Here is a 19,687-nt window from a genome sequence, read left to right on the forward strand (position 1 = left end):
CGCTCGTCGCGTCGGGCCACCCGAGACGACCGACGAGAACGAGAGAAGTCCGATGCACAGTGGGGGAACTGAGCTCAGCATCGCGCTAGTGGGAACGCGCGGGGTGCCGGCCCGCTACGGCGGGTTCGAGACCTGCGTCGACGAAGTCGGCACCCGGCTCGCCGAACGCGGCCATCGTGTCCGCGTCTACTGCCGCTCGCAGGAGGCCGACCGTCCGGCGGAGTACCACGGCATGGAGCTCGTCCACCGCGGAGCGGTGCACCGGCGCTCCCTCGAGACGCTCAGCCACAGCGGTCTCTCCGTCGCGCACCTGATGACCCATCGCACCGACGTCGCCATCGTCTTCAACGCGGCGAACTCCCCGTACCTCCCGCTGATCCGCGCGGCGCGCATCCCGGTCGCCACCCACGTCGACGGCCTCGAGTGGAGGCGCGACAAGTGGAAGGGCGCCGGCCGCCGGTACTACCGCATGGCCGAGTCGGCCGCCGTGCGCTGGTCGGACGCCCTCATCGCGGATGCGCAGGGCATCGCCGACTACTACCGGGACGAGTTCCACGCCGACACCCGGCTCATCGCCTACGGGGCGCCGCGCATCGCCGGCGGCGACGACCTCCTCGCCACGACGGACCTCGCCCCGCACGGCTACCACCTCGTCGTCGCCCGCTTCGAGCCGGAGAACCACGTGCACACGATCGTCGACGGGTACCGGCGCAGCAACGCGACCCTGCCGCTCGTGGTGGTCGGGTCCGCCCCGTACGCCGACGAGTACACGGCGCGGGTGCACGCGCTCGCCGACGAGCGCGTGCGGTTCCTCGGCGGCGTCTGGGACCAGCAGCTGCTCGACCAGCTCTACGCCAATGCCCGCACCTACCTGCACGGCCACTCGGTGGGCGGCACCAACCCGTCCCTGCTGCGCGCGATCGGCGCCGGCACGCCGACGATCGCCTACGACGTCGTGTTCAACCGCGAGGTGCTGGGGCCGGCTGGCGCCTACTTCGGCACGGAGGACGAGCTCGCGCGGCGACTGGAGGACGCGGAGGCGCTCGCCGACGACACCGCGCTGCGCGATGAGACGCGGGCACGCTCCCTCGCCTACGACTGGGACGACGTCGCCGACCGCTACGAGTCCCTCTGCCACGACCTGGCCGACCACGTGCAGGTGCGCGCGCACCGGCCCTTCACGACGCAGCGCGTCGGCGCGGAACGCTCGCGGACGCGCAAGGCGGACGCCGCGAGCGGCGCCTCTACCGCCTCTACCGCCTCTACCGCCTCCACCGCCGGCACCGCTCCCGCAGAGACGGCCCGGCCATGAGCGGCTCGGCGATCGACGGCTCCGCTCCCGCGCCCCGGGAGTCCTACGGCGCTGTGCTCCGGAGGCTTTCCGCGGCGCAGAAGCCCGCCGCCCGCAGCGCGCCCGCCTACTCGCGCTTCGTCAACCGCCGCCTCGGCCGGTACATCACGGCCTGGGCGTACCTGGCGCACCTGACGCCGAACGCCGTCACCGCGATCAGCGCGGTCTGGACGTTCGCGGCCATCGTCCTCCTGATCGTGCTGCCGGCCTCGTGGGGCCTCGGCATCGCCGTCGCGGTCCTCCTGCTCGTCGGCTACGCCTTCGACAGCGCCGACGGTCAGCTCTCCCGGCTCACCGGGCGCAGCAGCCCGGCGGGCGAGTGGCTCGACCACATGGTCGACGCCACCAAGGTGGTCAGCATGCCGCTCGCGCTGCTGGTCGGCTTCTACCTCCACGACACGGTCGCCGTCGGCTGGCTCGTCGTGCCCCTGATCTCCGCCGTTGTGGCGTCCGTGCTCTTCTTCGGGATGATTCTGACCGAGCAGCTGCGGCGCCGCTCCGGGGCCGTGCCGCTGGCGGAGGACCTGCCCGGCCGGCCGTCGTGGCTGCGCGCCGTCCTGGTGCTGCCGATGGACTACGGGGTGCTGTGCGTCTCGTTCGTCCTGCTGGGCTGGCTGCCCGGCTTCCTCGTGGTGTACACGCTCATCGTGATCGCCACCGCACTCTTCCTCCTGGCCGCAGCGGTCAGGTGGTTCCGCGAGCTCCGCACCGAAGGGAGTCCATCATGACGCAGGGACACGAGCCGGAGGACGCGTCGGGCCCCACCGAGCCCTCCCGGAACGCAGCCGGTTCGAAGCGACGGCGGGGCTGGCTCATCGCCGGCGGCAGTGTCGTCGCAGCGGCCATCGTCGCGGCGATCGTCGTCGCGGCCATCCACGGTGCGACCCCGCAGCCCGGCAAGGGTGTCGCGAACGCGCTCGACCCGGTGGCGTCGCAGCTCCCGCGGCCCTCGGACGCCGCGAACCCGTCGCCGACGCCCGGCGCGACGGGCGGCCCGTCCACCCAAGCGCCGTCCACCGCAGCGCCGGCCAAGCCGGGCACCGGCAAGCTCGACACGCGCTACGGCGGCGTCGTCGCGAGCACCGCCCAAGTCTCGCAGAACGTCAAGACGCCCGGCGGCCTGACGGCCAACGTGACATCGGTGGAGGCCTACACGGCCACCGCGACGCGCCCCGGGGAGGTCAGCGGACCGGCCGTCAAGGTCACCCTGAAGCTCGTCAACGACACCGGCTCGGACTTCCCGGTCTCGACCGCGACGGTCAATGCGTACTACGGCTCGGCCTCCACCCCGGCCTCCTCGGTCGCCGGCGACAGCGCGTCGAAGCCGTTCACCGGCACCCTGAAGCCCGGCGCGACGGCGACCGCCGTCTACGTCTTCACGGTGCCCGCCGCCGATTCCGGCGACGTCACCCTCACCCTCAGCGATCAGGCGGGCGCGCAGCTCGTGGTCTTCAAGTGACGCCCGCCCGCACGAAAGGACTGGCAGAGGTGGAAGGGATCGAGCCTAGGATGTCTTCCACACCGTGTGCCGGCTGCAGGGGGCCGGTGCCCGGCAACGGGCGGGAGGGGTTCCGATGAACTCCAAGAAGTACGGACAGGCGTTCCGGCGGTTCTGGTACGTCGTCGTGATCGCCACGATCGTCGGGGCCATCGCCGGGTACGGCCTCTCCCAGCTGGCCACGCCCGTCTACACCGCGACCTCCTCGCTGTACTTCTCGCTGAGCTTCGCCGGAACCGCGACCGACCTGAGCCAGGGCGCCACCTACACGCAGAACCAGATGCTCTCGTTCGCGCAGCTCGCAGAGTCGCCCGCGGTGCTGCAACCCGTGATCGACGACCTGAAGCTCGCCGAGACGCCGAGTCAGCTCGCGAACGCGATCACGGTGAGCACGCCGCAGAACACGGTGATCCTGCAGATCGCGGTCGCCGACACCAGCCCGAAGCAGGCGGCCGCCATCGCGAACGCCGTGGCCGCGAACCTCGGCAGCACCGTCGAGCAGATCGCGCCCAAGGGCGCGACGGGCAAGACGACCGTGACGGTGCGCGTCATCGCGCGTGCGCCCGTTCCGCAGTTCGCGTCGGCGCCCAACACGCGGCTCAACGTGCTCTCCGGCCTCCTGCTCGGCCTCATCATCGGCGCGCTGATCGTCGTGCTGCGCGAGACGTTCGACACGCGCGTCCACAATGCCGAGACCGCCGTGGAAGTGGCCAAGGCTCCGCTCGTCGGCTCCATCCCGCGCGAGCGCGGCAGCAACCCCGGTCTCGTGCTCATCGATGCGCCGCTCACGGTCGGTGCGGAGGCGTACCGCCAGCTCCGCTCGAACCTCGAGTTCGTCACGCTGGGCTCCCCGAACCGTGCCATCGTCGTCACCTCGTCCGTGCCGGGCGAGGGCAAGTCGATGATCTCGTCGAACCTCGCTCTGGCGCTCGCAGAGACCGGGCAGCGCGTGCTGCTGATCGACGCCGATCTGCGTCGGCCGATGATCGCGTCGTACAGCGGGCTGACCGGAGGCGCGGGCTTGACGTCCGTGCTGGCCGGCCGCGCGGAGTTCGACGAGGTCGTGCAGAGCTGGGGCGACGGCGACCTCCACGTGCTCGCGGCCGGACCGATCCCGCCGAACCCCAGCGAACTGCTCTCGTCGCGCAAGATGGCGGACCTGTTGGCGCGGCTGCGTACCGAGTACGACACCGTGGTCATCGACACCGCACCGCTCGGCTCGGTCGCCGACGCCTCCATCCTGGCGCGCCAGGTCGACGGCGCACTGGTCGTGGTCGACCGGACGCAGGTGCGCAGGCAGCAGCTCGCCCAGACGATCGACTCTCTCGAGAAGTCGGGCGCCGCGGTTCTGGGCATCGTGCTCAACCGCATCCACAACCGCAGCCAGCGCGGGGCGTACTACGTGACCGAGACGCCGTCGCGGCGCATCGGCCTGCCCGCCCGCAAGACGGGCGACCACGAAGCGGCGGCCAAGGCGGCCGCCAAGTCGGGCGCCAAGACGTCGGCGGAGCGGACGAAGAGCCCGCGCACGACGCCGCAGCAGGCGGAAGGCGAGCAGCTCGAGCCGGTCGCGACCGGCGCCGACGAGCCGGACATCGCGGAGGCCGCAGCCGGCACGGCCTCCGAGCCCGAGTCGTCGGGCGACCCCGCGCGCACGACCTCCTAGCGGCTTCGCAAACCCCGCGGGTCTCAGCGCAGCGGCGCGAGCGACGCGGTGGGTTCGTCCGCGCGCTTCGGGATGCCGATGACGCCGATCTTCATGGCCTCCGGCATCAGCTGGGTGGTCGCGGCCAGCCCGGCGACGAACCACACGAAGATCGAGTACTGCGTGATGAGCGCCACTGTGGCGAAGGCCGGGATCTGTGCGACCAATGCCACGGTCGCGGCGGTCGCCTTGCCGCGCAGCACCAGCAGGATGCCGAACACCAGCGCCACCACCACGGCGACGAGGACGATCACGCCGTTGGTGAGCCCGGTGAGGATGAGCTGGCTGTCGATCGAGCGGAAGTTGCCGAAGTACAGGGTGCCCGCCGAGTTCTTCTCGGCCGAGCTCGCCACCCCGATCGGGTTCATCGTGCCGAAGAGCTGGGTGAGGTCGCCGCGGTAGTTGGCGCTGTCCGTGGCCTCCGAGCCGGCGTCGTCGAAGACCGAGATGACCAGCGGGAACAGCGCGGCCGACGCGATGATGACGATCGTGACGAGGGTGATCCTGGCGCGACGGGAGATCGCGTCGCGCATGAACAGGATCGAGAGCACGACGCCGAGCAGCGCGCACACCATCCCGATGCGACTGAACGTGAAGACGGTCGCGACCAGCATCGTCAGGGACATCCCGACGCGGATCCAGAACCGGAACGGCGACGCCAGCGTGATCGGGATGGCCATCGCGAGGCTCGCGCCTAGGGCGATCGAGTGCCCGAACGCGCCCTCGGCCCGGGGGACGCCTCCCCGCGACTGAATGGAGCCCCAGGCGGAGTACAGCGAGTTCGGCGCCTTGATCAGCACGAACGGGTTGAAGCGGGTGAGCCCCTCCACGATCGCCAGCAGCGCGACGATCGTGAAGCAGACCGCGATCGCGCCGTGGATCCAGAGCGGGTCCACCTTCAGCGGCGCCACCCGGCCGACGATGTAGCCGGCGACGAAATAGGTGACAACGAGGATCGCGGCCCCGAGCGCGATGCCGGCGTTGCCGGTGAACAGCGAGCAGATCGCGCAGACGACGACGAGCGTCATCAGGCCGTCCAGCCAGCTCAATCGGAATCGGGGCACCGGCAGCAGCGCGGCCACGACCAGGAACGCCGCGGCCGTCGCGGGCGGGAGGTAGTAGTTGCCGTTGAAGCCGACTCCGAAGCCCAGCCAGATCGGCACGAAGCAGATCGAGACGATCCAGGAGGCCACGGCCAGTCTGGGGTACCGGTGCAGCACCACGAAGCCCAGGACCGCGACCGCGACAGCGACGGCGATCAGCAGAGTCTTGTCGACCGAAGGGGCGTCCAGCGGCCCGTTCGAGAGTACGAGCACGGCGCACCCCCTCCCGGTCAGCGTCCGCGCGGGCTCAGCCTCAGGCGGCTCAGCGTGCGACGGCTCGGCGTGCGTGGGCTCAGTTTAGGCGCGGGTGCGGTCGTCGCGCCGACGGTGGCTCGGACGAGTTCCGCGATGCGCCGCTGGTACGACTCCGGGCTGTGCCGTTCCTCGGCCGCCTGCACGTCGCGGTCCAGCAGGGCGGAGGCGTCGGCCCAGTGCTCCACCGTCCGCTGCAGGGCGTCCGCGATGGAGGCGGCGTCGCCCGGGCGGACGGTGACGGCCGTGCGGTACCCGTCGGTGGCCTCCAGCAGGCCGCTGGTCGCGCTGGCGATGACGGGGCGGCCGCTCAGGATGCCCTCCACCGCGGTGTTGCCGAACGGCTCGTCGGCGACCGACGGCACCAGCACCACGTCGCCGGCGCTCAGGTAGTCCCACACCGACGGCTGGAAGCCGACGAACGAGACCCGGGACTGCAGCCGCTTCTCGTCGACCTTGCGGTGCAGGTCGCGCTCGTACCACTCGTAGCCGGGGAAGACGGCGCCGACCAGGTCGAGCCGGGCGGGCACCCCGCGGCGCTGGAGCTCGGCGATCGCGTCGATCGCGACGTCGACGCCTTTGCGCGGCGAGAGCCGTCCGATGTAGGTGACCCGCAGGTCTCCGTCGATGACGGCCCTGGCGGGCCGCCGGTGCTCGGGGCCCGGCACGGCGTTGTAGACGACGGTCGTGCGGCGGCCGAGCGACGGGTAGGCGCTGCGCAGCACCTCCACGCTGAAGGCGCTGTTGGCGATCACCGTCTGCGCGAGCAGCAGGGGCGCCGAGAGCACCTTCTTGACGATCGGGGAGGCCGTGCCCTCGCCCTCGTGCACATGCACGACGACGGGGATGCGGGCGAGCCGCGCCAGGCCGATCCAGAGCGGGATGGTCACGGTGTTGACGAACACCGCCGCCGGCCGCTCCCGGCGGAGCAGCGCCCCGCCGCGCCGCAGCCCGCGGAGGGTCGTGGCGGCGAAGCGCACGAACCCCCGCGGGCGGAGGACGCTCTTGCGGACGACCGGGGCGGGGCACAGCTCCACCCTGGCCCCCCGCCGCCGCAGCTCGGCGATCAGGGGGCCGTCGGCCGGGACGGTGACCAGCACGTCCCAGCCGTCGGAGAGGAGTCCGCTAACCGACTCGAGGAGCACCCGGTCGGAGCCGTACAGCTCCGAACCGGGGTGCGCCACGAGGATGGCCGCGTGAGGCGACCGGGTCACGGTACCGGGACCACCGCGAAGTTGTCCCAGCGCGTGACCACCGGGGTGGTGGTCGCGCTGCCCGACAGGTACGAGCGGAGGCCGACGGTGCCGGCGACCTGGAGGGCCGCAGTCGAGTCGGTCGTGCTCAGCGTCCAGGCGGTGGGCTCGGTGCCGGTGCCCGACCAGACCTTCGCGCGGATGGTGGTCGGCGAGGTGCCGAAGACCTGGACCCGCAGCTTCAGCTGGTCGGTGGCGTTGACCACGGTGAGACCCGTGATGTTCGCCGCCGAGAGCGTCGTCGAGCCCTGCAGCAGTTGCAGCTGCACCGCGCCTCCGGCCTTCACCCAGACCCGTGCCTCGTAGTCGGCGCTGCCCACCATTCTGCCGATGCCCGAGTAGTAGAGGCCGCCGCCGCTCGCCGCCGAGTCACCGGAGAGGGTGACCGTCAGGTCGCTGCGGGTGGAGGTGACGGACGGCAGGGTCGCCGTCTTGGTCGTGCCTGCCGAGACCGTCTGCTGGCCGAACCCGCCCGCGGTGCTGAAGCTGGTCGCGCCGCCCGAGAGCGTCCACGCCCCGCCGGTGTCGGCGTTGCCCCAGCCGTTGGGGGTCGACCGCTCGAACGCGTCCTGCGCGAGGGCGCTGGTGACCGTCACCGACTTGGTGGCCGTCGCCGTCGCACCCTGGTTGTCCGTCACGGTCAGGGTGACCGTGTAGGTGCCGGACGTCGCGTAGGTGTGGTTCGCCGTGGCTCCGGTCGCCGTTCCTCCGTCGCCGAAGTTCCAGGCGTAGGAGGCGACGGTGCCGTCAGGGTCGCTCGACGCGCTGCCGTTGACCGCGACTCCCAGCCCCGCCGGGGTGGCGGTGAACGAGGCGACCGGCGGCTGGTTCGGCGGCAGGGTCGTGGTGACCTGGTGCTGGACCTGGTTGGTCGCGCCGGCGTTGTCCGTCACGGTGAGCGTCACGGTGAAGGTTCCCGCCGTGGCGTACGTGTGGCTCGCCGTCGCTCCCGTGCCCGTCGCTCCGTCACCGAAGTCCCAGGCGTAGGAGGCCACGGTGCCGTCCGGGTCGGACGAGGTCGTGCCATTGAACGTCGCGGCCAGGTTGGTCGCCGAGGACGTGAACGCGGCCACCGGGGGCTGGTTGGCCACCACCGTGATCGGGTTGGTCACGCTGGTCTGGGCGCCCTTGTCATCCGTCACCGTGAGCTTGACCTGGAACGTGCCGGCCGAAGCGTAGGTGTGGGTGGCAGTGGAGCCCGTTCCCGTGGAGCCGTCTCCGAAGTCCCAGGCCCACGAGGCGACCGTTCCGTCGGGATCGGACGACGTGGTTCCGTCGAACGAGGCCGCGAGGTAGGTCGAGCTCGAGGTGAACGCGGCCACCGGAGGCTGGTTCGGCGGCGGTGCGACGACGCTCACGCCCTGGCTGGTCGTGTTGGTCGCTCCCTGGTTGTCGGTCACCGTGAGGGTGACGTTGTAGCTGCCGCCCTGCAGGTAGGTGTGGCTGGCCGTCGGGCCTGTCGCGAGCGATCCGTCACCGAAGTCCCACGCGTAGGAGGCGATGGTGCCGTCCGGGTCGGACGAGGCCGATCCGTCGACGTTCACCGTCAGCTGCGACGCGGTCTTGGTGAAGGAGGCCACCGGAGGCTGGTTGGGCAGTGTACCCGACGTCCCCAGGCTGTACTGGTTGGCGACGTCCTGTGCCGAGAGGACGGTCGAGTAGACCGCCGCCTCGTCCAGGGTGCCGTTGAAGTACGGCCCGGTGGAGCCCCAGGTGTTGTCCCCGCCGATGCGCCAGTAGCCGGTGTACGACTGCGCCTGCGTCTGCGGGTTGGTGCCGATCAGCTGACCGTCGACGTACAGCTTCATGCCGTCCGGTCCCTGGGTCGCCACCGCCTGGTGCCAGCTGTTGTCGTTCAGCGGGTTGGGCGAGGTGATGGTGTTGGTCTGGCCGGTCCAGACGCCGAACACGATGCGGCCGTCGTCCTGCATGTAGATGTGACGGTCGTAGTTGCTCGACAGGCCGGTCTGCTGGTCGCCGAAGCCGATCAGCTTGCCGCCGTGCGTGGTGTTGGTCTTGAACCAGATCGACTCGGTGTAGACCGTCGGGTTCGTGGCCGGCACCGTGCTCGCCACCACTCCGCCGGACGACCCGTTGGAGTTGGTGTTGAACCTCACCGCGTTGTCGGTGCCGCCGTTCAGCACACCCGCGACGCCTTGAGTCGTCGCCGTGCCGGAGTAGGTCCCGGTCGTGCCGTACGGGTCGGAGGCGAGGGCCGTGCTGCCGGAGGTCTCGTCGAGCCGCCAGTAGATGTCCGGCCCGGCGTTGTAGACGGCCTTGCCATAGGCGTCGGCCGGAGCCGGGTTCAGCGGCGACGGGCGCCCGGAGGCGACGTACTGGTTGGCGACCGTCATCTTGTCGAGCACTGTCGGGTACATCGACACCTGGCCGATGTCACCGGCGAAGAAGTTGCTCGACGGCTGGTTCGGCCATCCGCCCAGGTTGTCTCCGCCGATCCGCCAGTAGCCCGTGTACGGCTGCCCGACCGTGACGTCGGTGCGCGCTCCCGCCGGCTTGCCGTCGAGGTACAGGCGCATTCCGTTGGCGCCGAGCGACGCCGTCACCTGATGCCACTGGCCGTCGTTGTATCCGGGAGCGGTGTTCAGGGTCGCCACACCGCCCGGGTAGACACCGAAGAAGATGCGCCCGGCGTTGTCCATGTAGATGTGACGGTCGTAGCTTCCGGAGGTACCGGTGTTGGCGTTGCCGAAGCCGAGGATCTTGCCTCCGCTCGTCGACGTCGTGCGGAACCATGCGGACACCGTGAAGGTGTTCGGGCCGGCGATCGCGGTCGGCGTGACGGCGAGGCTGGTCGAGCCGTTGAAGGTGCTCGCGGTGACCCCGCTGATCGGTCCGGCGGCTCCCTGCGTGACGGCGGTCTCGGTCAGATCGGTGAACCCGATGTGGTCGAGCGCCGTGGTCCCGCTGGACTCGTCGAACGGCCAGTACGACGTCGCACCCGCCTGGTTCACCGAGTCGGAGTAGGCGCCTCCGCTGCTCGTGGCGGCGACGGTCACCGCGTTGGTGTCACGGGACGTCATGTTGCCGACCGGGTCGTACACCTTCACGTGGTAAACCGGGTGGCTCCCGGGCGTCAGCCCGGAATCAACGAACCCGATGATCGGCCGCGTGTAGAAGTTCGAGTGCACGGTGGTCTGGTAGACCGGGGTGGTGCCGGCGTCGCGGTAGACCTTGTAGGTGAGGTAGCCGTTGTCGCGGTCGTACGTGGCCGCGAAGCTGACGCGCACCTGGCCGGCGTTGAAGGAGGCCGCCGTCGGCGTGAGCGGGATGCCCATGGGCCCGACCTTGTTCGGCGCGGAGCTCGTCAGAGCGAACCGCGCGAGGCCTTGCGTCGCGACACCGTTCACCGACGGGAACTCGCCGCCGTAGACGACGTACTTGCTGTTTCCGTTGACGCTCCAGGTCGCCTGGCCCTGGCCGGTGAAGGTGCCGGTCGTCCAGTCGGGGAACCAGTCCAGCAGCGACGGGGAGGGGTTGCCCGCCCAGTTGAAGTAGCCGTACGGGTCGTTCGTGATCGTGCCCGTCGCCGCCTTGCTGAACGCGAGCGAGTGGTGGAACGTCCACGTCGGGCTGGTCTGCGGGAAGCCGCCGATGTTGCCGCAGTAGTGGATGTGCCCGGCGATGTAGAGCGCGTTGTCCGCCTGCGGGAACACGGAGTACGTGTCGCCGTGGCAGTCCTCGATCCAGTTGATCGCGCCCGTGTTCGGATCGGCCGAGAAGCTGCCTTCGAGGTTGCCTCCCGAACCGAACACATAGCCGGAGCCGTAGACGCGGTCGTTGGTCGTGGCCAGCGAGTAGATGCTCGCCTGCGACCCGGCGTCGCGCACGGTCTGGTTGGCCGCGAACGGCAGGATCGCTGCAGTGCTGGCGTCGACCGCGACGAGACCGTAGTTGGCGAGGCCTCCCACGTTCTGGAACCGGCCGCCGGCGATCACCTTGGAGCCGTCCTTGGTCAGAGCCGTGGCGTAGACCGAGTCGTCGGCGTCCGCCTGCCAGTTGAGCGTCGAGCCGTCGGTGGCGCTCACCGCGGCGAGGTACTTGCGAGCGACGCCGTTGACGGTCGTGAAGTCACCGCCCACGTACGCCGCGGTGTTCGATGCCGTGACCGCGCGGCCCGTCGTCGACAGGATCGGCTTGAACGTGCTGACAATCGTGTTCGTGGCCGTGGAGAACGCGGCGAGACGGTAGTAGCCCTTGCCGTCGATCGACGTGAAGTCGCCCGCGACGTAGATGCGGCTGCCGTCGGGCGACGCCGCGATCGAGAGCGCCTGGGCGTTCAGGTTCGGTGCGAAGGGGAGCAGAGTGCCCGTCGTGATGTCGTACGCCAGCAGGTTGTTGCGCGGGGTCTCGTTCGTCCCTGCGGGCGAGCCGGCCGGCCGCGCCGAGGTGAACTTGCCCGCGACGTAGACCGTGTTGCCGACGACCACCTGCGACCAGACGACTCCGTTGATCTGCGGGGTGGGCAGCACGTCGGCGGTGACGGTCGGCGGGGTCGAGGGGTTCGTGGGATCGGGGGGATTGCTGTCGGCCGCGGCAGGCTGCGCGATGGCGAGCCCGCCGAAGATGAGGCCGACGGCCGTCAGGATGGCGGTCAGCCAGGCTAGTTTGCGAGAACTGGCCAGCGAGCGAGCGCGTGGGACTTTCTCTGTACTCATGACAACCTCGGTGTCTGTTCGGTCGGGAAGGTGCTCGGGATTGCGGTGCGAATACCGGGGGCGCAACTAATACGCCCCCACGGGATGTGTCAGCACCTTGACGGTGCGCCACATGATGACGAGGTCGCCGGTGAGCGACCAGTTCTCCACGTAGTAGAGATCCAGGCGGACGCTCTCCTGCCAGGAGAGGTCCGATCGTCCGTTGACCTGCCACATCCCGGTGAGCCCCGGCTTGATGTACAGGCGTCTGTGCACATGGTTCTCGTAGCCGTCGACCTCCGCGGGGAGGGGCGGCCGTGGCCCGACGAGACTCATCTCGCCGAGGAAGACGTTGACGATCTGCGGCAGCTCGTCGAGAGAGTATTTGCGCAGCACACGGCCGACGTGGGTCACCCGCGGGTCGTCGTGGAGCTTGAAGAGGAGGCCGTTTCCCTCGTTCTTCTCCTGGAGCGCGGCGAGCCGCGCCTCCGCGTCGACGCACATCGACCGGAACTTCAGCATCCGGAATCGCTCGCCTCCGCGGCCGACGCGCTCCTGCGAGAAGATGATCGGTCCTCCGTCGTCGAGCTTGATGGCGATGGCTACCGCCAGGAAGACCGGAGCGAGCAGGATCAGCGCGAGGCCGGAGGCGAAGAAGTCGAAAGCGCGCTTCAGCACGTGCTTGCCGCCCTCGAACTGCGGGATCTCGACGTGGATGAGCGGGAGGCCCTCGACCGGCCGGAAGTGGATGCGCGGCCCGGCGATGTCGGTGAGCGGCGACGCGAGCACGAGCTCGGTCGCGGTGCCCTCGAGCTTCCACGCCAGCCGGCGGACGAAGTCGCCCCCGCTGAGCGCCCGGCCGGCGACGATCACAGTGTCGGCGCCGAGCCGGGCTGCCGCCTCCGCGACCCCCGACAGGTCCGAGACGACGGGCACCTCCCTCTCAGGGGAGGCGATGCGGCGGCTCAGCTCCGCATCCTTCTTGGCGCCTTTCCGCTTCCCCGTGTCGAGAGCGGCACCCACGACGTTGTAGGCCGCTCCCGACTTCTGGTGGATCTGGCGCACGACGGTGTCGACGTCGTCGTATCGGCCGACGACGAGGGCCCGCGAGAGATAGTGGTCGAACGAGCGCTGCCTGATCAGCCAGTGCCGCCACAGCCACCGCGAGAACAGCACGCCGCCCATGCCGAGCGGGAGGGCGAGCACGAAGTAGCCGCGGGCGATGTCGACCTTGCCGACCAGGAAGAAGATGGCGAGGAGGCCGAAGGTGATGGCGGTCGCGGCGACCACCCTCCGGTACTCGATGACCCCGACGCCGACGACCCGGGAGTCGCGGGTGTGGTAGGCCGCGAGCGTGAACATCCAGGTCAGGGCGATCACGAGCGACACCGTCACGTAGTCGATCCGCAGGCCTTCGCCTGCCGTGCTGGGGGTGTCCTCGAAGCCGAAGCGCACGAAGATCGCGCCGATGGTGCTCGCCAGGATGATGAGCGTGTCGGTCGCGATCAGGCGGAAGCGGTAGTGCCGCGCCCAGCTGCGCTCCGAAGTGAGCTGGCGGACGTGGCTGTGGCCGTTGTGGGCCAGTGTCGCCAGGCGCGGGCGGAGGACGGTCATCGTGGGTCCTCCGTCCGGAGTGTGGAAGAGCCGACGGCGGCTTGGGGGAAACCGTGGTCTCGAACGGATTCACCGCCGCCGACTCCGTTCCGCGAGGGACGGCCCGTGCCCGTCAGGCGCCGGGCACCCCGGATGGGGTCGAGTGCGTGAGGCGCTCGGTGCGATCGTGTCGGGTTCACGGGTCGTCCCTGGGTTCGGGTTGGTGCGTTTTCGGGTGGTGTGCACCGGTGAGGTCGCTCCGTGCGGGCTTCGGGTTGTTCTCCTGCAATAAAGTGATTGTTCCTCACCAATTCACAAAGGTGAGAATACATCGTTTTCTCAGGATGGCGCTCCCCGCATTTGGGGGGTGCGCGCGAATGAGCGCCCCCCGGACACGGCGTCGGAGGTCGCGCCTAAGCTAGCGGCATGTGCGGACGCTTCGCGTTGGACAAAGAGACCGACGACATGATCCAGGAGTTCGTGGCCGAGGGCGGGGACTTCCGCGACTGGCGGCCGAGCTGGAACATCGCGCCGACCGATCCCATCCCCGTGTTCCTCGAGAGCAAGAAGGCAGACGAGCCGAGCGTGCGACGGCTCGAGCTCGCCCGCTGGTCGCTCGTCCCCTCGTGGTCCAAAGAGCTGAAGACCAAGGTTCCGACTTTCAACGCCCGCGCGGAGACCGCCGCCGAGAAGCCGATGTTCAAGGCTTCCGTCGCCTCCCGGCGCGCGATCATCCCGGCCCGTGGCTATTACGAGTGGCAGACCGACCCCGAGACCAAGAAGAAGACGCCGTACTTCATCCACTCGGCCGACGGCGAGCTGCTCGGCTTCGCCGGCCTGTACGCCTGGTGGGCCGACCCGGCGCTCTCGCGCGACGACCCCGAGCGCTGGCACCTCACGGCGACCATCCTCACCTCGGACGCCGTTCAGACCCTGTCCGACATCCACGACCGCAACCCCGTGCCGCTGCCGCGCGAGCTCTGGGACCACTGGGTCGACCCGACGGTGGTCGGCGATCAGGCGCTCGTCGACGAGGCCGTGCGCGCGGCGCTGCCGGTCGCGGACGCCTTGGTGTTCGACCGAGTCGGCCCCGTCGTCGGCGACGGGCCGGAACTCATCCAGCCGGTGTGAACCCCCCGGCGACGCACTCGCTCACGCCGCCCGGTCTCCGCTGGCCGCCTCCGTGATCCGCAGGAACACGATGATCCAGCTGAAGATCAGCACGGCCGCGACCAGCTCCACCGCGGTCAGGTTGTAGTAGCCCACCGCGAAGAACAGGGCCACCAGCACGATGACGGCCATGAACACCCAGCCGAGCACGTAGAACGTGCGCGGGAGGTGCGGCATCATCCAGCGGATCCCGACGGCGAGGATGCAGAAGACGACGGCCATCCCGGTCGCGGCGGTGTTGTGCAGCACGAAGAAGCGGTCGACGGGGAACAGGCCGACGCACGCGAGCATCGCACCGACGATGATGAGCCCGGTGCGCACCTGCAGCTCGCCGCGGGTCGGGCGCCGCTCGAGGCTGCCGCTGTCGGTGGCGTACCGGGCGATGGCCGTCACGATGACGCCTCCCACGATCACCGTGATGTTGAACGTCGCCGACGACCAGTCGTCGCTGATGCCGAGCACGCTGAGGTTCTGCTTCCACCAGTGCGGGTTGGAGGCCGTGAGCATGCTCGTCAGAGCCCCCACGACCAGGAAGACCGCGAGCACGGCCGACAGCAGCAGCGGATTCATGTTGGCCGCCGACAGGAACACGTAGTAGCCGGTGACCGCCGCCGCCGTGCCGACGAGCAGGGTGGCCGGGAGGGCGAACACCTGCGCGTCCTGGAAGCTGCGCGAGAGTACGTCGCTCAGCACCGTCCAGAGCAGCAGCACGACCACAGCGTGTGCGACCGAGATCGCGAGCGAGTCGAACACCTCGACGGCCTCGCCGAGCCGCGATCGGTGCTCCCTGGGGCGGCTGAACCACGGGATGCTCCAGGTCGCAACGCGGCCGGCGCCGTAGGCGGCGAGAGCCACGATGCAGCAGGCGATCGCCGCGAACTGGCCGACCGAGCCCGCACCGGCGATCGAGAGATCGTGACCGGCGAAGACGACGAACGCCACCACCCCGACGGCGACGAACGCGAGCGCTCCCATGCCGAGCGCGAGCGACTCGACGGACGCGGCCTGCAGGCGGCGGGAGATCCGCTCGGCGGCCCGGTGTTCGCCGAGACCGTCCTGCGACACCGCGGTGTTCATGGTCCGAGCTTAAGCTCGACCGCCCTGCCCTGCCGAGAGGGCGTCGGCGCGGGAGTCAATCGGCGCGAGAGTCAACGGGTCAGCTCGATGAGCATCGTCCGGTGGGTCGGGATGCTGCGCCCGGTCTCCTCGAAGCCCAGAGCCTGCAACTCGGCGAGCCCGTAATGGTCGAGGCTGCCGTCCACGTCGTTCTCGACGAGCCAGACCCGCCGCACACTGTCGAAGCGGCCGAGCTCAGCGGCCGTCGGGATCGCGTAGACGCGATCGGCCCAGCCGATGTTGCGGTCGTACGGCGTGCGGAGGGTGGGGTCGCTGACCGCGGTGAAGCCGGCCGGGTAGGTGCGCATCGCGAGCCGCGGGCGCTGCGACGGTTTGGTGGACTCGTCGAAGACCACCGCGTCGCCGGGCTGCGCGGCCGTGCCCATCGCTGCGCTGACCTCCGCCCAGTCGGAGTTGTTCTTGGAGTACGGGCCGCGCTGCGACAGGTAGACGGGAGTGCAGACGGCGACGAAGGCGAGCAGGCCGGCCCCGGTCACGGCGACGGCGGGAACCCCGGCACGGCGCGAGACGAGGCGACCGAGCACGAGGAGTCCTTCGGCGACGAGCAGGGCGGCCGCGGGAGCGGCGAACGTGGAGTACCGCGCCGCGTACATCGGGAAGACCAGATTGATCAGGAGCAGGGTGCCGGTCGGCAGGATCAGCCAGCACGCGCCCACCAGCGTGGCCGAGACCGACAGCGACGCCCCCTGTGCCGCCTCCCGCCCGGCCCTGCCCCACCGGGCGTGGGCAGCCGCGCCGACCGCGAGCGCGATGCACGCCCAGGCCGCGATCGCGACCCAGACGTTGCCGAACCACGGCATCCACACCAGGGTGGAGGGGTCGAGGGCCTGATTGCCCAGGTAGCTGATCTGGCTGCGCTCGAAGTAGGCGAGCAGCACGAGCGGGGCGAGAGCGAGGAGCGCGCAGCCGGTCGCCACGGCCCAGGAGCGCAGCGCCGGGCGGGAGGCCCGCGAGAGGAGCAGGATGCCGATGTGCGCGACCGCGATCGACGCGGTGTAGAGGAAGAGGTACGAGGTGAGCGCCAGCCCGGCGGCGTAGACGGCCCAGCAGCTGCGGCGCACGGAGGCGGGAGCTGTTCGTCCGCCACCATCGACCAGCCAGAGCAGCAGCACCGTCAGCCACGCCGCGGCCGCAGCGGTGAAGGCGAACGACCGCGCCTCCTCGCCGGCGTACGTCATCCTCGGGAGGACGCACGCGACGATGCCGGCCACGACGGCGGCCCTCGGGCCTCCACGACGCCCCGCGAGCAGGGTGACCGCCGCGACCGCGAAGCCGATCGCGACCGCGCTCGGGAACCGCAGAGCGAACGGGCTCTCGCCCACCAGCCGGATCCAGCCGTGCATGCCGAGATAGTAGAGGCCGTGCACGGCGTCGACGTGGAAGAGCATCGGCAGGAGCGTGGTGACGGGGCGCCTCGCGGACAGAAGCGTCGTGGCCTCGTCGCCCCAGAGCGACGGGATCCAGCTGCCGGCGGCGCACACGATCGTCGCGACGAGACCGAAGGTGATCGCGAGGGTCCACGGACGGACCGCCCGGAAGGGTTGGGTGCCGACCTGGCGATCGCTCGCGGCCTGCGTGCTCACTGCCATCGAAGTCGCATCCCCCGATCTCGCCTCGCATACCTGAACGGCATCCAGCCAATCAGACGACTCCGGGGACTCCCTGGGGAAGGACTGCGGAAACACATAATCTACGGATATTTCACCCACCAGTGGCCCGGAGTTCACCGCATCGTCGAATACTCGGACCCCGGGAGGCCGGCTCGAAGCCCGCCGCCCGGGATCCGCCCCACACACATCGGGAAGACGCCGTGTCCGTGATCCACGCGACGCCGCATCCGACGTGATGGCACCACGGTACGTGCGCCCGCGCACTCGGGGGAGGGGATTTACGTGCGATCGGAGAGGTGGTAGCCGAGGTGCGTACTCAGACCTCGCCGCGGCGGGCGCCGGCCCAGAGGTCGACGCCGGCGTCGACGGCGAACCCGTCGATCGCCGCGAGCTCCTCGGCCGAGAACTCGAGGTTGTCGAGCGCCCCGATGTTCTGCTCCAGCTGGGAGACGCTGCTGGCGCCGATCACCAGCGACGTCACGCGCGGATCGCGCAGAGCCCACGCGAGCGCGAGTTGCGCGAGCGTCTGCCCGCGGGAGGAGGCGATCGCGTCGAGCCCGCGCAGCCGCTCGACCGCGTCAGCGGTGAGCCAGCTCGCGTCGAAGGACGTCCCCGCGGCGGCACGCGAGCCCTCCGGGATGCCGTCGAGGTACTTGCCGGTCAGCATCCCCTGGGCCAGCGCCGTGAAGCCGATGACGCCGACGCCGAGCTCGCCTGCGGCCTCCAGCAGCCCCTCGGTCTCGATCCACCGGTTGAGCATCGAGTACGACGGCTGGTGGATGAGGAGCGGGGTGCCCAGTTCGCCCAGGATCTCCGCGGCGCGGCGGGTCTCCTCCGCACCGTACGACGAGATGCCCACGTAGAGCGCCTTGCCGCTGCGCACGGCGGTGTCGAGCGCCTGCATCGTCTCCTCCAGCGGGGTGCTGGGGTCGGGCCGGTGCGAATAGAAGATGTCGACGTAGTCGAGCCCGAGCCGGGTGAGCGACTGGTCGAGGCTGGCGAGCATGTACTTGCGGCTGCCTCCACCCTGGCCGTACGGCCCCGGCCACATGTCCCAGCCGGCCTTCGACGACACGATCAGCTCGTCGCGGTACGGGCGGAGGTCTTCGTGGAGGATGCGGCCGAAGTTGATCTCGGCGGCGCCGTACGGAGGCCCGTAGTTGTTGGCGAGATCGAAGTGGGTGACACCGAGGTCGAAGGCGCGTCGGACGATGGCGCGCTGGGTCTCGAAGGGACGGTCGTCGCCGAAGTTGTGCCAGAGGCCGAGAGACAGCGCGGGGAGGTCCAGGCCGCTACGGCCGGTGCGGCGATACGGCATCCGGTCGTAGCGGGACGGGTTCGGTACGTAGGTCATGCCACCAGCCTCCCCGGTGCGCGCCTCTTCGTCCAATAGCGCAGGCCGATGCGATTGTGCCCCCGCACGGATGAATCGGCCGAACGCCCCTGCGGGGTCAGCTGCGCGAGGCGCGTCGGCGCAACCAGCCCACGATCGCCGTGATGACGAAGAACACGATGCCGAGGATCGCCAGCCACAGCAGGCCCTTCACGGCGAACCCGAGGATCGCGAGGATGAGCCAGATCACGAGCAGGATGATGATGAGAGCAACCATGCCACTACCGAACGCCGTTCGAGCGACCTCGTCAATGGGGTGAGGGGGCTCCGGTCCCGTAGACCATCAGGTCGAGGTCGGACCGGCCGTTCGCCAGCGCCCGCACGGCCGGGGTATCCGGGCAGTAGATCGTGACGTCGAGGTCGTGCCGGTTTCCCGAGGCCCCCGGGATCCAGCGCGAGCCCTCCGGCAGCGGGTCGGCGTCGCGGGGCTCGAGACGGTTCAGGAGGCTTGACGCGTCGGCGACCTCCACGCCCCGGCTCGGATCGGTCGCGCTGCCGCCGACCAGCACCTGCCCGGTCGTCTCGTCGACCACCGTCACCAGCAGGAACGGCGTGAGGTTCGGCGAGGCGCCGACCTGACCGGTGCCCGCGACGTCCATCGGGAGGACGGCCAGGGTCACGGCGGCGCCCGTGTCGGGATCGTTGTCGGCGACACCGACGTTCAGGTGGAACGCGCGCCCGGGTGCGTACCGATCGTCGTCGCCGAGCGGGAGGAACGCCGCGTCGCCATGCGATCGGTTCACGATGCCGCGGCTGTCGATCGTCACCAGGTCGAGCGAGGGCGCCATCCCCGCATCGACGCCGGCGCCCGCGCTGTACGTCGGTCCGGCGGCGAGGGCGACGCCGGCGAGCGCGACGAGGCCGGCGACGACCGGGACGAGGGTGCTGGTGCGCATGGCGGGCTCCGGGAGGTGTGGGTTGTCAGAGAGTGTCCCTCCACAGAGCGCGATCCGGGTACCGGAAACCG

General features: G+C 70.2%; 14 protein-coding genes. 5 read left to right on the forward strand and 9 right to left on the reverse strand.

The annotated features are described in order from the left end of the window. Window positions 1-52 precede the first annotated feature (52 nt). The 4 genes from ASF88_RS01300 to ASF88_RS01315 all read left to right on the forward strand — a co-directional run bounded on the left by ASF88_RS01300 (window position 53) and on the right by ASF88_RS01315 (window position 4,515). Complete coding sequence (locus tag ASF88_RS01300; protein ID WP_082518672.1) at window positions 53-1,312, forward strand: DUF1972 domain-containing protein; 1,260 nt, start codon at window positions 53-55, stop codon at window positions 1,310-1,312. Beyond that, window positions 1,309-2,079, forward strand: coding sequence for a CDP-alcohol phosphatidyltransferase family protein (locus tag ASF88_RS01305; RefSeq protein ID WP_055913181.1), 771 nt, complete (start codon window positions 1,309-1,311; stop codon window positions 2,077-2,079). Before ASF88_RS01300 ends, ASF88_RS01305 begins: the two co-directional genes overlap by 4 nt. Beyond that, the gene (locus tag ASF88_RS01310) at window positions 2,076-2,810 is read left to right on the forward strand and encodes a hypothetical protein (protein ID WP_055913184.1); all 735 of its coding nucleotides are present in this window, start codon (window positions 2,076-2,078) and stop codon (window positions 2,808-2,810) included. The genes ASF88_RS01305 and ASF88_RS01310 overlap by 4 nt, the downstream gene beginning before the upstream one ends. Before the next feature lie 115 nt (window positions 2,811-2,925). Further along, window positions 2,926-4,515 (forward strand): polysaccharide biosynthesis tyrosine autokinase, encoded by a 1,590-nt coding sequence (locus tag ASF88_RS01315; RefSeq protein ID WP_082518673.1) that lies wholly within the window; start codon window positions 2,926-2,928, stop codon window positions 4,513-4,515. Window positions 4,516-4,538: 23 nt separating this feature from the next. Here ASF88_RS01315 and ASF88_RS01320 read toward each other — a convergent pair whose 3' ends face one another. From ASF88_RS01320 to ASF88_RS01335, 4 genes are all read right to left on the reverse strand, one after another. After that, a complete protein-coding gene (locus tag ASF88_RS01320; protein WP_235493227.1) occupies window positions 4,539-5,870 on the reverse strand; it encodes a hypothetical protein in 1,332 nt (443 codons plus the stop codon). 17 nt (window positions 5,871-5,887) lie between these two features. Continuing rightward, window positions 5,888-7,123 (reverse strand): glycosyltransferase family 4 protein, encoded by a 1,236-nt coding sequence (locus ASF88_RS01325; protein ID WP_082518674.1) that lies wholly within the window; start codon window positions 7,121-7,123, stop codon window positions 5,888-5,890. Further along, entirely contained in the window at window positions 7,120-11,838 is a 4,719-nt protein-coding gene (locus tag ASF88_RS01330; protein WP_055913187.1) for a PKD domain-containing protein, read from the reverse strand. Before ASF88_RS01330 ends, ASF88_RS01325 begins: the two co-directional genes overlap by 4 nt. A 66-nt stretch (window positions 11,839-11,904) precedes the next feature. Continuing rightward, the gene (locus ASF88_RS01335) at window positions 11,905-13,431 is read right to left on the reverse strand and encodes a sugar transferase (protein ID WP_055913190.1); all 1,527 of its coding nucleotides are present in this window, start codon (window positions 13,429-13,431) and stop codon (window positions 11,905-11,907) included. A 405-nt stretch (window positions 13,432-13,836) separates the two neighbouring features. Between ASF88_RS01335 and ASF88_RS01340 the strand changes: the two genes are divergently transcribed. Further along, the gene (locus ASF88_RS01340) at window positions 13,837-14,541 is read left to right on the forward strand and encodes an SOS response-associated peptidase (protein ID WP_082518675.1); all 705 of its coding nucleotides are present in this window, start codon (window positions 13,837-13,839) and stop codon (window positions 14,539-14,541) included. A 21-nt stretch (window positions 14,542-14,562) separates the two neighbouring features. Here ASF88_RS01340 and ASF88_RS01345 read toward each other — a convergent pair whose 3' ends face one another. The 5 genes from ASF88_RS01345 to ASF88_RS01360 form a co-directional block, all read right to left on the reverse strand. Further along, window positions 14,563-15,657, reverse strand: a complete 1,095-nt coding sequence (locus ASF88_RS01345) for a hypothetical protein (protein ID WP_157498143.1) — start codon at window positions 15,655-15,657, stop codon at window positions 14,563-14,565. A 71-nt stretch (window positions 15,658-15,728) separates the two neighbouring features. Next, window positions 15,729-17,306: a hypothetical protein gene (locus ASF88_RS01350; protein ID WP_055913193.1), complete on the reverse strand. Its 1,578-nt coding sequence runs from the start codon at window positions 17,304-17,306 to the stop codon at window positions 15,729-15,731. 337 nt (window positions 17,307-17,643) lie between these two features. Next, entirely contained in the window at window positions 17,644-18,681 is a 1,038-nt protein-coding gene (gene mgrA / locus ASF88_RS01355) for an L-glyceraldehyde 3-phosphate reductase (protein WP_055913196.1), read from the reverse strand. 97 nt (window positions 18,682-18,778) lie between these two features. Further along, complete coding sequence (locus ASF88_RS20770; protein ID WP_200935211.1) at window positions 18,779-18,937, reverse strand: hypothetical protein; 159 nt, start codon at window positions 18,935-18,937, stop codon at window positions 18,779-18,781. Between the two features lie 31 nt (window positions 18,938-18,968). Beyond that, on the reverse strand, window positions 18,969-19,616 hold the full coding sequence (locus ASF88_RS01360) for a hypothetical protein (RefSeq protein WP_055913199.1): 648 nt from the start codon (window positions 19,614-19,616) through the stop codon (window positions 18,969-18,971). Window positions 19,617-19,687: the final 71 nt, after the last annotated feature.

This window comes from Leifsonia sp. Leaf336 (assembly GCF_001423695.1).
Classification (GTDB): domain Bacteria; phylum Actinomycetota; class Actinomycetes; order Actinomycetales; family Microbacteriaceae; genus Leifsonia.